Origin of the sequence: Eubacterium ramulus, from assembly GCF_045002895.1 — a bacterium.
Lineage (GTDB): Bacteria > Bacillota > Clostridia > Lachnospirales > Lachnospiraceae > Eubacterium_I > Eubacterium_I ramulus.
Genome location: NZ_CP173382.1, coordinates 283,769 through 296,652 on the forward strand (window position 1 = coordinate 283,769; position 12,884 = coordinate 296,652).

Genomic DNA, 12,884 nt, shown 5'->3' on the forward strand with positions numbered 1-12,884 from the left:
GATGTATTTCTACATCGGTTCTTTCTTTTTGCTTTGTTAAGAGAATTTGAAGTGTTCGTTTATAAACATTATTCCTTTGCAGCGTTGATGATTTCCTTCTGCTCAGGTGTATATTTCCAAACCTTCGGAGCAACCAGAAGAACGATAGTCAGGAGTACAATAGCTACTGCTAAGGAAATAACAGTACTTACGCCCTGACCCAGGCTGTTTGTTACACCGGCAACTACATAACCGATTGCACAACATACAGCTACGATAACTGCGTATGGAATCTGAGTACCAACGTGTTTCAAGTGGTTACACTGAGAACCTGTAGAGGACAGGATCGTGGTATCAGAAATCGGTGAGCAGTGATCTCCGAATACGGAACCAGCTAATGTTGCAGACAGACATGTAATTGTAAAGCTTGGAGCTGCTACAGAACAGATGGAGATTACGATCGGAATAAGGATACCGAATGTACCCCAAGCTGTACCGGTTGCAAATGAAAGTAATGCTGCAATGATGAAAATGATTGGAGCAAGTGTCATAATCGGAATACCGGAGTTAGCAACAGCATCTGCTACGAATTCGCCTGTTCCAAGGTAATCACGGCATACGCTGGAGATTGTCCATGCGAATGTCAGGATCGTACATGCCGGGATCATTGTGAAGATACCCTGACCAATGCTGCCGAATAATTCTTTGAAAGTAAGAACGCGACGGCACATGTAATAAATAAATGTAAATACTAATGTACAGAAACCACCAAGTGCAAGAGCAGTAGCAGCAGATGTGTTACCAAATGCTTCCATGATGGAAAGACCTTCGCCTGAGAACAAACCACCTACATATAACATGCAGAGTACACTGGAGATAACCAGTACAACGATCGGAATAACAAGGTCACATACACGTCCGCTCTGGTTTTCTTTTTCGAAGTCAGATAAGTTGTCTTCTGTTACATCACCTTCCGGAGAAGAGAATACTCCCTGCTCAGCCAGTCTATCAGCTACGAGCATCGGACCAAATTCAGATTTTTTCTTAAGTGTTAAGAAAAGAACCATGAAGATGGATAACATTGCATACAGATTCAGCGGAATAGCCTGAATAAATGTCTCCATACCTGATACAGAACCGTCTTCCGGGAAATAAGAAATAACGGAAGCAGCCCAGGAAGAGATTGGCATGATTACACAGAGAGGAGCGCCGATAGCGTCGATCTGGTAAGCCAGTTTCTCACGAGAGATTTTTGTTCTGTCTGTTACAGGTCTCATGATTGTTCCAACTGCCAGGCAGTGGAAATAATCATCAATAGCGAAGAAGATACCAAGTAATGCTGTTGCGAACAGAACGCTTCGTCTGTTTTTCAGCTTACTGGAAGCCCATTCACCATAAGCTCTGGCTCCGCCGGCTTTTGTAATAAGAATTACGAGAATACCTAAGAAGCAAAGGAACAGGATCATGTCCGCATTTGCTCCAAATTTGTCAATCATGATTTCTACTGTGGTAGAAAGGACACCGAAAGGACCAAGTCCTGCAAGTGCTGAATAAATGATCGTACCAGAGAATACACCTAATAAAAGAGAGAAAATAACCTCTTTAGTAACTAAGGCAAGTACAATTGCTACAATCGGTGGAATAATAGATAGAAACCCCGCATCTACCATAATAAAATACCTCCTACGTATTATATTTGCCTGACATTACGATTGCTAATATCTTTGTATCATAAAAAAAACTGCTTGTAAAGCGTAAAAAAAAAACTGGGAAAGGTTACCAAAAAGTCACCGGTTCATACTGTCTAATATGAATAACTAACCAGGTAAAGTCTTTGCAAGAAAGAAGACTGTTCGTTGTAGACATACAAAAAACGGCGAAATATACAAAAGAAACAAAGGGAAAAGTCTGATTTTGTGCAAAACTACTAGTTGACAGGAGGGGTTACCAGGTGGTAACATGCATATATCAACAAACAACAACATATTGCAGACAATAGAGGCGCAGCTTATTGGGTAATCGCAGATGCCAAGGAAGATCACTTCCAATGATGTAGATGAAGGAGTAAGTTGCCGAAAGCAATGATTCGTGATTGAGTCTTTGCTTGGGACAGAGACGTACAGTTTCTGTACTGTCATGATATCATGGAGCACTATTAGCAAATCGGAGCACCTAATTTAAAAGCGGAAATTGATTTGTTAATAGTATTTTTTTACCTAAAACCACTCTTTTTTCTAAATATCCATGATGCGTGGAGCGCTATACAATATGTATTAGCTGCATTTGCAGCAGGTACTTATTAATGGTTGACGGTTTCGCAAGAAACATAAAACACACATCAGAAGGTATTATAGGAGGAAGAAAAATGGAAAACATGAAATCAGTAATCAGACTGAGAATGAGCGCACATGATGCACACTACGGCGGAAACCTGGTAGACGGAGCAAGAATGCTTGGTTTATTCGGAGATGTAGCTACAGAACTTCTTATCTTAAATGATGGAGATGAGGGACTGTTCAAAGCTTACGATGAAGTAGAGTTCATGGCACCTGTATTTGCAGGCGATTATATCGAGGCTGTCGGTGAGATCGTATCTGTTGGAAACACATCTAGAAAAATGGTATTCGAGGCACGTAAAGTGATCGCTCCGAGACCTGACATCAATGATTCCGCATGTGACGTTCTGGAAGAGCCGATCGTTGTATGCCGCGCAAGCGGAACATGTGTTGTTCCGAAAGACAAACAGCGTAAGTAATTTACAGAAGAACTTTTAATCAGAAAAAATCAGTATTTCAGCATAATATCAAAAATTACATAATATCAAATAGAGGCGCGGTTTACCGGGTAGCAGCAAATGATAAGGAACATTATTTCCAAGGTTGTCTGTGAAGGGGTGGATCGCCGAAAGACCGGATCTGTAATGGGAGAAGGACTTGGGGCAAAGGCGGACAGCTTTTGCACTGTCATGTGAAAACGTGGGGCGCTATTCATCAGAAGTCAGTTAAAAGCACTTCGGTGAATAGCGCCCTTTATGTTTTATATAATGTATTGGGAAAAAGAAGAGGAGAGGTAAACGCTATGGAAAAATTAATTATCACTGCTTGTATCTGTGGCGCTGAGGTTACAAAAGAGCATAACCCGGCAGTTCCATATACAGTAGAGGAAATTGCAAAAGAAGCAAAAAGCGCTTACGATGCGGGAGCTTCCATTATTCATCTTCATGTAAGAGAAGATGATGGAACACCGACACAGAGCAAGGAACGTTTCGAAGCTTGCATCAATGCAATTAAGGAAGTTTGTCCGGATGTGATCATTCAGCCATCTACTGGGGGCGCAGTTGGTATGAGTAACGAAGAACGTCTGGCTCCGACAACTTTAAGACCGGAGATGGCAACACTTGACTGCGGAACATGTAACTTCGGCGGTGATGAGATTTTCGTAAATACTGAAAATATGATCATTGATTTTGCAAATACAATGAACGAGTACGGAATCAAACCTGAAATCGAAGTATTCGACAAAGGCATGGTTGACATGGCAATCCGTCTTCATAAAAAAGGATACATCAAAGCACCAATGCATTTTGATTTTGTAATGGGCGTAAACGGAGGTATCTCCGGAGAACCAAGAGATCTGCTTTTTATGGCAAACAGTATTCCGGCAGGTTCCACATGGACTGTATCCGGTGTCGGCAGATTTGAGTATCCGATGGTAACAATGGGAATTCTGATGGGCGGACATGTAAGAGTCGGCTTCGAAGATAATGTTTATATTGAAAAAGGCAAACTTGCAGCTTCCAACGGAGAGATGGTTGAGAAAGTAGTAAGACTTGCAAAAGAGCTTGGCAGACCGGTAGCAACTCCGGCAGAAGCAAGAGAAATCTTAGGTTTGAAATAATCTGAGAGGAATGAAAAAGACCGGTATATATCCGGGAATTCATGTTAGAAGGAATGTAAAAGGGATTCGGTTATGAAAATGTTAAAAACCCTGACATACGATTGCAAAGCAACTGGATCCTTTTACAGATAAACAAAACGTGATTCAAACTGAAAAACAGTTTGGGGAAATTGTTTTTCATGTAACATTATAATAAGGAAAGAATGATTTTTAGGAGGAGAAAACAATGGGAAAATTAGTAGGTGACAAATACGGAATTCATCGTGTAATTGAGCCGCAGGGCGTTCTGACACAGGCAGCTCTGAAAATTGATAACGACATGACAAAAAAATACTCTAACGAGATTATCTGTGATGTTATTTCTTTAAATATCGACTCTGCTTCCTTCACACAGATCGAAGAGGCATGTGGTGGTGATATAGAGAAAATCAAAGAGATGATTCTGGGAATCGTTAACGAGCGTGGTAAAATGCAGAATCCGGTAACAGGATCCGGCGGAATGTTCATCGGTAAAGTTGCTTATATCGGTGAAGACTTAGATCTGGATATCAAAGTTGGCGATAAAATTGCTTCCTTAGTATCTTTATCCATGACACCACTGAAAATTGATGAGATCATCGAGATCCATCCGGAAATCGATCGTGTTGATATTAAAGGCCAGGCTGTATTATTCGAGAGCGCATTATATGCAAAACTTCCGGATGACATCAGCGAGCCGCTTGCACTGGCAGCATTAGACGTAGCTGGAGCACCTGCTCAGACAGCTAAATTAGTAAAACCGGGTCAGAGCGTTCTGGTTCTTGGTGGTGCTGGAAAATCCGGTACACTGGTTTGCTACGAAGCTATGAAACGTGTTGGACCGACAGGCCGTGTTGTAGCTATGGATTACAGCCAGGATGGTGTAGATGAGTTATTAAAACTCGGTGTTTGCCACAAAGCATTCCAGGCAAGTGCAGCACTTCCGGTAGACGTATTAGAGAAAGCTTTAGCAGCAAATGACGGCAAAGAGTATGATGTATCTATCTGCTGTGTAAACGTAAATAACTGCGAGATGTCCGCAATCCTTCCGGTTCATGACGGTGGTATTGTATACTTCTTCTCCATGGCTACAAGCTTTACAAAAGCAGCTCTTGGTGCAGAGGGTGTTGGAAAAGACGTTGATATGATCATCGGTAATGGATATACAAAAGGCCATGCAGAGATCACACTTCAGGAGTTAAGAGAGAACGAAGCAATCCGCAACTTGTTCGATCAGAAATATGTATAATTTAAAGAAAATAAAAAAATTGGGGAAACAAAAACTATATTGTAAATATCAAGAGGAGATATAAAACCATGAGAAAAAGCAGAGAATTCGGATTATTCAAAGATGTTCCAGACGAATTATGGAATGATTGGCACTGGCAGGTAAAAAACAGAGTAGAGACTGTGGAAGACCTGAAAAAATACATGACACTGACAGCTGAAGAAGAAGAAGGCGTTGCAAAATGCTTAAGCACACTTCGTATGGCTGTTACACCGTATTACTTATCTCTGATCGATCCGACTGATCCGGAAGATCCGGTTCGTAAACAGGCAATCCCGACAGAGAAAGAGCTTCATCGTTCTGCTGCAGATCTGGAAGATCCGCTGCATGAGGATACAGATTCTCCGGCACCGGGACTGACACACCGTTATCCGGACCGTGTTCTGTTCCTTGTAACAGATCAGTGCTCCATGTACTGCCGTCATTGTACAAGAAGACGTTTCGCAGGACAGAAAGATGGTTCCGTACCGACTGATCAGGTAGAGCAGTGCTTAGAGTATATCCGTAATCATCCGGAAGTACGTGATGTACTGTTATCCGGTGGTGACGCATTACTGATCAGTGATGAGAGACTTGAGTATATCATCTCCCAGTTACGTGCGATTCCTCATGTTGAGATTATCCGTATCGGCTCCAGAACACCGGTTGTTATGCCACAGCGTATCACTCCGGAACTGTGCAACATGCTGAAAAAATATCATCCAATCTGGTTAAACACACACTTCAATCATCCAAACGAAATTACAGAAGAGTCTGCAGCTGCATGTGCAAGACTTGCTGACGCAGGTATCCCGTTAGGAAACCAGACTGTATTATTAGCAGGCATCAATGATTGTGTACATGTAATGAAAGACCTGGTTCGTAAATTAGTACAGATTCGTGTACGTCCTTACTACATTTACCAGTGTGACCTTTCTCTTGGATTAGAGCACTTCCGTACTCCGGTTTCCAAAGGTATCGAGATCATTGAGGGACTTCGTGGTCATACATCCGGATATGCAGTACCGACATTCGTTGTTGATGCACCGGGCGGTGGTGGAAAAACACCAGTTATGCCGAACTACGTTATTTCTCAGACACCTGGTAAAGTTATTCTTCGTAACTACGAAGGTGTTATTACAACATATACAGAGCCGGCACATTATGAGCCACATTGCACATGTGATGTATGTACCGGAAAGAGAAAAGCAAACGTTGTTGGTGTAGCAGCACTTGAGCAGGGTCTGCAGATGACAATTGAACCGGCTGATTTGGCACGTGTTCGTCGTCACAGTGATCATCACTAAGCATTCATAGAATAATAAAACCATAAAACAATGGAAGAGCGGGAGACCTTCGGGTTTCCCTGCTTTTCACCCTAAGTACAGATGGCGTGAAAAATAGCCTGACATGATACTTAATACCGAGATGAAAGGAGTTTTTCAAGTATGAGCAAACTTGGATTAAACCAGGAATTAATCGCAAAAGCAAGAGCAAGTGCACATAAGGTTGCTGCAGATGTTCAGGCTTTTATCGATGAACATACAACAGTTACAGTTGAAAGAGCTGTTTGCCGTCTGTTAGGAATTGACGGTGTTAATGAAGTAGAGGTTCCACTTCCAAACGTAGTAGTGGATCATCTGAAAGAAAAAGGAGTGCTTTCCGGTGGTGTTGCATTTTATGTAGGAAATGCAATGGTTGCACTTGGTGTAGGACCACAGGAAATCGCTGAAAAAGTAAGCAGCGGAGAAGTAGATCTGACAAAACTTCCGGTTGCTTCCTTAGACGAAATCAAAGCGGCTATCTGGCCGATCGCAGAAGCTACCACAGAGAGAGTATCAGGAAATGTAGCAAAAAGAAATGAGTATCTGGAGTCCTTCGGTGGAGATAAAGAGGGTCCGTTCCTTTATCTGATCGTTGCTACAGGTAACATTTATGAAGATATTACACAGGCTGTTGCAGCCGCAAAACAGGGAGCTGACATCATCGCAGTTATCCGTACAACCGGACAGTCCTTACTGGATTATGTACCATATGGTGCAACTACAGAAGGTTTTGGTGGTACTTATGCGACACAGGAGAACTTCCGTCTCATGAGAGCAGCCCTTGATAAAGTAGGAGAGGAAGAAAACAGATATATCCGTCTCTGTAACTACTGTTCCGGATTATGTATGCCGGAGATCGCAGCAATGGGAGCTTTAGAGCGTCTGGATGTTATGCTGAACGATGCTTTATATGGTATCCTGTTCCGTGATATCAACATGCAGAGAACACTGGTTGACCAGTATTTCTCACGTATCATCAATGGTTTTGCCGGCGTTATCATTAACACAGGTGAGGATAACTACCTGACAACTGCTGATGCTGTAGAAGAAGCACATACTGTACTTGCTTCTCAGTTCCTGAATGAGCAGTTTGCATTAATGGCTGGTCTGCCGGAAGAACAGCAGGGTCTTGGACATGCATTCGAGATTTCACCGGATGTAGAGAATGGATTCCTGTATGAGTTAGCACAGGCGCAGATGGCTAGAGAGATCTTCCCGAAAGCACCGTTAAAATACATGCCGCCTACAAAGTTTATGACAGGTAATATTTTCCGTGGTCATGTACAGGATGCATTATTTAATGCAGTAACCATTATGACAGGACAGAGACTTCACTTACTTGGTATGATGACAGAAGCAATCCATACACCGTTTATGTCAGACCGTGCACTGGCTATCGAGAATGCACAGTATATTTTCCGTACAATGAAAGATTTCGGCTCAGAGCTTGAATTCAAAGAGGGCGGAATCATTCAGTCACGTGCTAATGAAGTACTTCAGAAAGCAACTGACCTGCTTGTAGAGATTGAGCATCAGGGTCTGTTTGCAACACTGGAACAGGGTATTTTCGCAGACATTAAACGTCCGAAAGATGGCGGAAAAGGTCTGGATGGCGTTGTAGTAAAAGATGATAATTACTTCAACCCGTTTATTACTCTGATGAAAAAGGAGGTCTAAGCGATGAGTGGACTTTACAATATGAGCAAGGCAGATTTCGATACAACTCTGGATCTGACCAAAATCAAACCGTATGGCGACACCATGAATGATGGTAAAATGCAGTTAAGCTTTACATTACCGATCAAAGATGATGAGCGCGGAGAAGAAGCAGCAAGACAGCTTTGCAAACTGATGGGACTGGAAGATGTCAACGTAGCATATCACCATGCTCTGGATACAGAATTTACATTCTACGTTTGCTACGGCAGCTGCGTTCACACAGTAAACTACACGGATATCCATGTACAGACAGTAGAAGAAGAGACAATGTCTATGGATGAAGTGAATGAATATATCAAAGAGCACTTCGGCAGAAAGATCGTAGTAGTAGGTGCTTCCACAGGTACAGATGCTCATACCGTAGGTATCGATGCAGTTATGAACCGAAAAGGATTTGCCGGACATTATGGTCTGGAGCGTTATGAGATGATCGAGGCATATAACCTTGGATCTCAGATTCCAAACGAAGAATTTATCGAGAAAGCAAAAGAGTTACATGCAGATGTACTGCTGGTATCTCAGACTGTTACTCAGAAAGATGTTCATATTCAGAACTTAACAAATCTGATCGAGCTTCTTGAGGCTGAGGGACTTCGTGATAAATATATCGTTTGCTGTGGTGGTGCACGTATTACACATGAACTTGCAAAAGAACTTGGTTATGATGCCGGTTTTGGTGCTGGTAAATATGCAGATGATGTTGCAACATTTGCAGTAACAGACATGGTTAAGAGAGGATTTAAATAAATCATGAAAAAAGGTCGTCTCATAGGGTGCTTGGCCCTCGTGGCCTCTGCATTTCTGTGGGCCACCGCTTACATAGCCGTAAAACAGTTGGTGGCCGAAGTGCCACCTTCTGTATTACTTGCATTTCGATTTTCATTTGCTGCAATCATACTTGCAGTAATATGTATACCTAAATTCAAACATTACACAAAAGATCTCCTGTTTTCAGGAATGAAAATGGGAACCGCAATGTTTTTTGAATTCTTTTTATTTACAGTTGCACTTCAGTATACATCGGCTTCCAAGTCATCGTTTATTATAGCTTCTTATATTATAATACTTCCGATCGTGTATCTTATTATAAGAAGAAAAAAACCGACAGGCAGCGATGTACTTGCATCTGTAATCTGTATGGTTGGAATCTGTCTTCTCTTGGCAAATGGGTTGGATTCCTTTAATAAAGGTGATCTGCTCAGTGCCGGATGTGCACTTTCCTATGCCGTACATATTGTATACTCGTCGAAATTCAGTAAACAGTATGATGGTTGGCTGTTGAATCTGACACAGATGGGAACGGTGGCAGTACTTGCCTGGATTGCAACACTGTTCAGCGGAAGCTTTAAGGTGATCGGTACCATAGCATTGCCATTTGGTGCATTTTTCTTCCTGGCAATTTTCTGCTCTATCATTCCATATTTCCTGTGTCTGTACGGTATGAAGCGGGTATCTACCACAACAAGCGGTATATTATTATCCTTTGAGAGTGTATTCGCCACATTGCTGGCAGTGCTTATGTTGGGAGATCCATTATACTGGCAATTGGTTGTCGGTGGTTCAGTGATTGTAGCTTCTTCGATTATTTCCGAGTTTTTTGCCAGCAGGGGAAGCAAAAAAAGGTGAGAACTCCGGAAGAAAAGAATGGAAAGGGAAGATAAAAGGAAACCATGAGAGTAAATGTAGTCAATGGATTTTCGGAACATCCGGAGGGAGGAAATCCCGCAGGTGTCGTATATTTGAATGAAGAGCTCTGTTTAAAAGAACAGAACCGGCATCAGGATTACGACGGGGAAAAGCCGGAGCATTTGACTGATGAACAGATGCAACAGGCCGCAGCCAGGCTGCATTTCTCTGAAACCGCATTTATCACTCGTCTGAATGACAGAAGTTTTGCCATTCGGTATTTTACTCCGGCAGCGGAGGTTCCGTTGTGTGGTCATGCAACAATCGCATCTTTTTCGTATCTGTATCAGAAAGGTGTGATTGGAGATGGTGTGTATGAGCTGGTCACAACCGAAGCGCAGCTGACGGTGGAAGTTTCGGAGGGAATCATCTGGATGGAAATGGATGCACCGGAGCTTCAGCAGAAGCTGGAACCAAAGATGGTGCAACGTATCTGTGATGCGTATGAGCTTGACGTAACAGCTCTGGATGAAACGATGGAAGTCCGTATCGTGAAATCAGGTTTGCGAGATATTCATGTGTGCGTCAAAAGCAGGGATGACCTGCTGCAGGCTGTGCAGCATGAAGAAGAAATCAGCAGAATTTCAGAAGAACTGGATGTGGTAGGGGTACATATGTCCTGTCTGAATCTGCCGAAAACAGAACAAATTACAGCATATTGCAGTAATTATGCACCGTTGTATGATATTCCGGAGGAATGTGCGACCGGAACATCGAACGGTGGATTGACCTATTATCTGTATCAAAAAGGAATGATTCAGGTAAATCAGATGAATTGTTTCCTTCAGGGAGAGCACATGCATCGTCCGTCAAAAGTCTATACGAAAGTGCGGATGGCAGATGGAAAACCAACCATATGGGTTGGCGGTTGTGGAGTGATCTGCCGGGAAGGAATCCATTTGAATATATAAAGGTAAAATCTTCAAAAGAACGTACCAGGAAAAGTAACTAATTTTCCCTTGGTACGTTCTTTTTCATTTGATAGGATTTTGAGAGAAACGTTTTCACTGGCATTGCATATTTTATTAAAAATAAGCAATTAAGTTTTCGGGAGACACAGGTTGGACGAGGAACTTTGTAAAAAAGCAGTCTATTCAAATGAGTATTATGATCTGATCCTGGATTATATCGGCGGTTATTCTATGGGAGCCCCGGAGTGTATCCAACAAGTGGATGACACTTATGATATTGGCTTTTACAGAAGGGAACGGGCACCGGAGCTGAATCTGCAGGATTATCCGTATCTGACGATACCGCACTGCCTGACACCTATGGATATGACTGCGTTGGAAGTCAGTGGGATGATACGGTTGCAGAATCCGGCAGCATTGGATTTGCAGGGACAGGGTGTGTTGGTCGGGTTTGTGGATACCGGGATCAATTATGAACACCCGGCTTTTCGAAATGTGGATGGAAGTACACGAATCCTTGGTATCTGGGATCAGACACAGATGGAAGGTCCTCCGCCAAATGGAATGGTGTATGGTGCTTTTTATGGGGAAGAGGAGATCAATGCCGCGCTGCAGGCGGAACAGCCGCAGAGCATTGTACCGGAGCGGGACGAAAGTGGGCATGGAACTTTTCTGGCAGGGGTTGCCTGTGGAAGTGCGGATGCAGGGGCAGAGTTTTCCGGAGCGGCGCCGCTGGCACACATCGCAGTTGTAAAGTGCAAGCAGGCAAAAAAGTATCTGCGGGACTACTATTTTATAGCAGATGGCGTGGAATGCTATCAGGAAAATGATCTGATGCTGGGACTCGCCTGGCTGAATCGTTTTGCTTATGAACGACAGCTTCCGCTGGTGGTCTGTATCGGAATGGGTGGCAGTCTTGGAAATCATACGGGAGAGGAGCCATTGTCGGTACAGTGCGATGAACTGGGACGCAGACGGCAGAGGGCGGTGGTGGTTGCAGCTGGGAATGAGGCAAACCAGAGACACCATGAAAAGCGGAATGTGATACAGGGCGGATCAGAAATCATTGAGTTGTCTGTGGAAGAACGGGTGCGCGGGTTTCAGATGGAAATGTGGAGCACGGTTCCTGAGATTTATCAGGTTTCCGTCATTTCACCTACGGGAGAACGGTTTCCGAAGACTGTGGTGTACCCCGGAAGCAGGCAAGCGTATACATTTTTATTTGAACAGACACGGCTGACGGTGGAATATGCCATCGTTGGAACACGAAACAGCATGCAGCTGATCAGTTTGCGATTTGAAAACCCACTTGCCGGAATCTGGAGTGTGGAAGTACAGGGGGATCTGGTACTCAGCGGAAACATATGCTGCTGGCTGCCTCTGTCTGCATTTTTAAGTGGTGAGGTATTTTTCCTGCGCTCCAGTCCGGATACAACGATCACGATGCCAGGCATGTCCCGGGTAGCGATTACAGCAGGGGCTTATCAGGCAGTGGGCGGGAGTATTTATCCGGATTCCGGACGGGGATTTTCCGGTTTGAATGCCGTAAAACCGGATCTGATCGCTCCCGGTGTAAATGTGACCGGTCCGGTGCTGCCAGATCAGTATGAACTGCGCAGCGGAACAAGCATCAGTGCAGCGTTGACGGCAGGAGCCTGTGCTCAGATGTTTCAGTGGGGGATCGTGGAAAATAATATGCGCTATCTGAATACGACAGAATTGAAAAACCTGCTGATCCGTGGTGCCGGACGGGACGAGGAACGTGTTTATCCAAGCCCCGTGTATGGATATGGTACCTTGAACGTGTATGATGCACTGTTGCGGTTGAGAGAACTCTGAAAAAATACAAAAAAAAGACAGCCAAATCCGAACGGCTGTCTTTTAAGGAGAAGGTATTTTTTACTATGGGGGTAGCAAAAAACTTATAATGTATTGGGGGTTTTTAGAGTTATTATAATAGCAAATGTGCGTGCATAAGTGTTCACAATGATTCATAAATTTTTCTTGCGAAATTATGCAATTTATCCATCACCAAAAGGTAATCATACAATTTTGCTTGGGTATTGTGCCGGTGTACAAAAA

General features: G+C 43.3%; 10 protein-coding genes and 2 riboswitches. Of the genes, 9 read left to right on the top strand and 1 reads right to left on the bottom strand.

All coding sequences use genetic code 11. The features are described from left to right. Positions 1-68: 68 nt before the first annotated feature. Positions 69-1,649, bottom strand: coding sequence for a Na+/H+ antiporter NhaC family protein (locus ACIRUQ_RS01405; protein ID WP_021740399.1), 1,581 nt, complete (start codon positions 1,647-1,649; stop codon positions 69-71). Positions 1,650-1,967: 318 nt separating this feature from the next. Continuing rightward, positions 1,968-2,142, top strand: a riboswitch (Lysine riboswitch). 211 nt (positions 2,143-2,353) lie between these two features. Between ACIRUQ_RS01405 and ACIRUQ_RS01410 the strand changes: the two genes are divergently transcribed. From ACIRUQ_RS01410 to ACIRUQ_RS01450, 9 genes are all read left to right on the top strand, one after another. Continuing rightward, complete coding sequence (locus ACIRUQ_RS01410) at positions 2,354-2,734, top strand: hotdog fold domain-containing protein (protein WP_055290498.1); 381 nt, start codon at positions 2,354-2,356, stop codon at positions 2,732-2,734. Positions 2,735-2,796: 62 nt separating this feature from the next. Beyond that, a riboswitch (Lysine riboswitch) is annotated at positions 2,797-2,973 on the top strand. A gap of 84 nt (positions 2,974-3,057) precedes the next feature. Next, the gene (locus tag ACIRUQ_RS01415; RefSeq protein ID WP_022035118.1) at positions 3,058-3,876 is read left to right on the top strand and encodes a 3-keto-5-aminohexanoate cleavage protein; all 819 of its coding nucleotides are present in this window, start codon (positions 3,058-3,060) and stop codon (positions 3,874-3,876) included. Positions 3,877-4,102: 226 nt separating this feature from the next. Beyond that, a complete protein-coding gene (locus tag ACIRUQ_RS01420; RefSeq protein ID WP_021740396.1) occupies positions 4,103-5,143 on the top strand; it encodes a hypothetical protein in 1,041 nt (346 codons plus the stop codon). 68 nt (positions 5,144-5,211) lie between these two features. Beyond that, positions 5,212-6,468 (top strand): lysine 2,3-aminomutase, encoded by a 1,257-nt coding sequence (ablA, locus tag ACIRUQ_RS01425; RefSeq protein WP_021740395.1) that lies wholly within the window; start codon positions 5,212-5,214, stop codon positions 6,466-6,468. 141 nt (positions 6,469-6,609) lie between these two features. Then, positions 6,610-8,163, top strand: a complete 1,554-nt coding sequence (locus ACIRUQ_RS01430) for a lysine 5,6-aminomutase subunit alpha (RefSeq protein ID WP_022035117.1) — start codon at positions 6,610-6,612, stop codon at positions 8,161-8,163. 3 nt (positions 8,164-8,166) lie between these two features. Beyond that, positions 8,167-8,952 (top strand): OAM dimerization domain-containing protein, encoded by a 786-nt coding sequence (locus tag ACIRUQ_RS01435; protein ID WP_021740393.1) that lies wholly within the window; start codon positions 8,167-8,169, stop codon positions 8,950-8,952. 3 nt (positions 8,953-8,955) lie between these two features. Continuing rightward, on the top strand, positions 8,956-9,831 hold the full coding sequence (locus tag ACIRUQ_RS01440; RefSeq protein WP_022035116.1) for a DMT family transporter: 876 nt from the start codon (positions 8,956-8,958) through the stop codon (positions 9,829-9,831). A gap of 44 nt (positions 9,832-9,875) precedes the next feature. After that, positions 9,876-10,802, top strand: coding sequence for a PhzF family phenazine biosynthesis protein (locus ACIRUQ_RS01445; protein ID WP_022035115.1), 927 nt, complete (start codon positions 9,876-9,878; stop codon positions 10,800-10,802). Between the two features lie 150 nt (positions 10,803-10,952). Beyond that, positions 10,953-12,641: a S8 family peptidase gene (locus ACIRUQ_RS01450; protein WP_022035114.1), complete on the top strand. Its 1,689-nt coding sequence runs from the start codon at positions 10,953-10,955 to the stop codon at positions 12,639-12,641. The last annotated feature ends 243 nt before the right edge of the window (positions 12,642-12,884 follow it).

Bases quoted from the DNA above. Each gene is read 5' to 3' on its own strand.
- ACIRUQ_RS01440 (WP_022035116.1), top strand. From the start codon at position 8,956: ATGAAAAAAGGTCGTCTCATAGGGTGCTTGGCCCTCGTGGCCTCTGCA.
- ACIRUQ_RS01420 (WP_021740396.1), top strand. From the start codon at position 4,103: ATGGGAAAATTAGTAGGTGACAAATACGGAATTCATCGTGTAATTGAG.
- ACIRUQ_RS01430 (WP_022035117.1), top strand. From the start codon at position 6,610: ATGAGCAAACTTGGATTAAACCAGGAATTAATCGCAAAAGCAAGAGCA.
- ACIRUQ_RS01405 (WP_021740399.1), bottom strand. From the start codon at position 1,649: ATGGTAGATGCGGGGTTTCTATCTATTATTCCACCGATTGTAGCAATT.
- ablA (WP_021740395.1), top strand. From the start codon at position 5,212: ATGAGAAAAAGCAGAGAATTCGGATTATTCAAAGATGTTCCAGACGAA.
- ACIRUQ_RS01410 (WP_055290498.1), top strand. From the start codon at position 2,354: ATGAAATCAGTAATCAGACTGAGAATGAGCGCACATGATGCACACTAC.
- ACIRUQ_RS01445 (WP_022035115.1), top strand. From the start codon at position 9,876: ATGAGAGTAAATGTAGTCAATGGATTTTCGGAACATCCGGAGGGAGGA.
- ACIRUQ_RS01435 (WP_021740393.1), top strand. From the start codon at position 8,167: ATGAGTGGACTTTACAATATGAGCAAGGCAGATTTCGATACAACTCTG.
- ACIRUQ_RS01415 (WP_022035118.1), top strand. From the start codon at position 3,058: ATGGAAAAATTAATTATCACTGCTTGTATCTGTGGCGCTGAGGTTACA.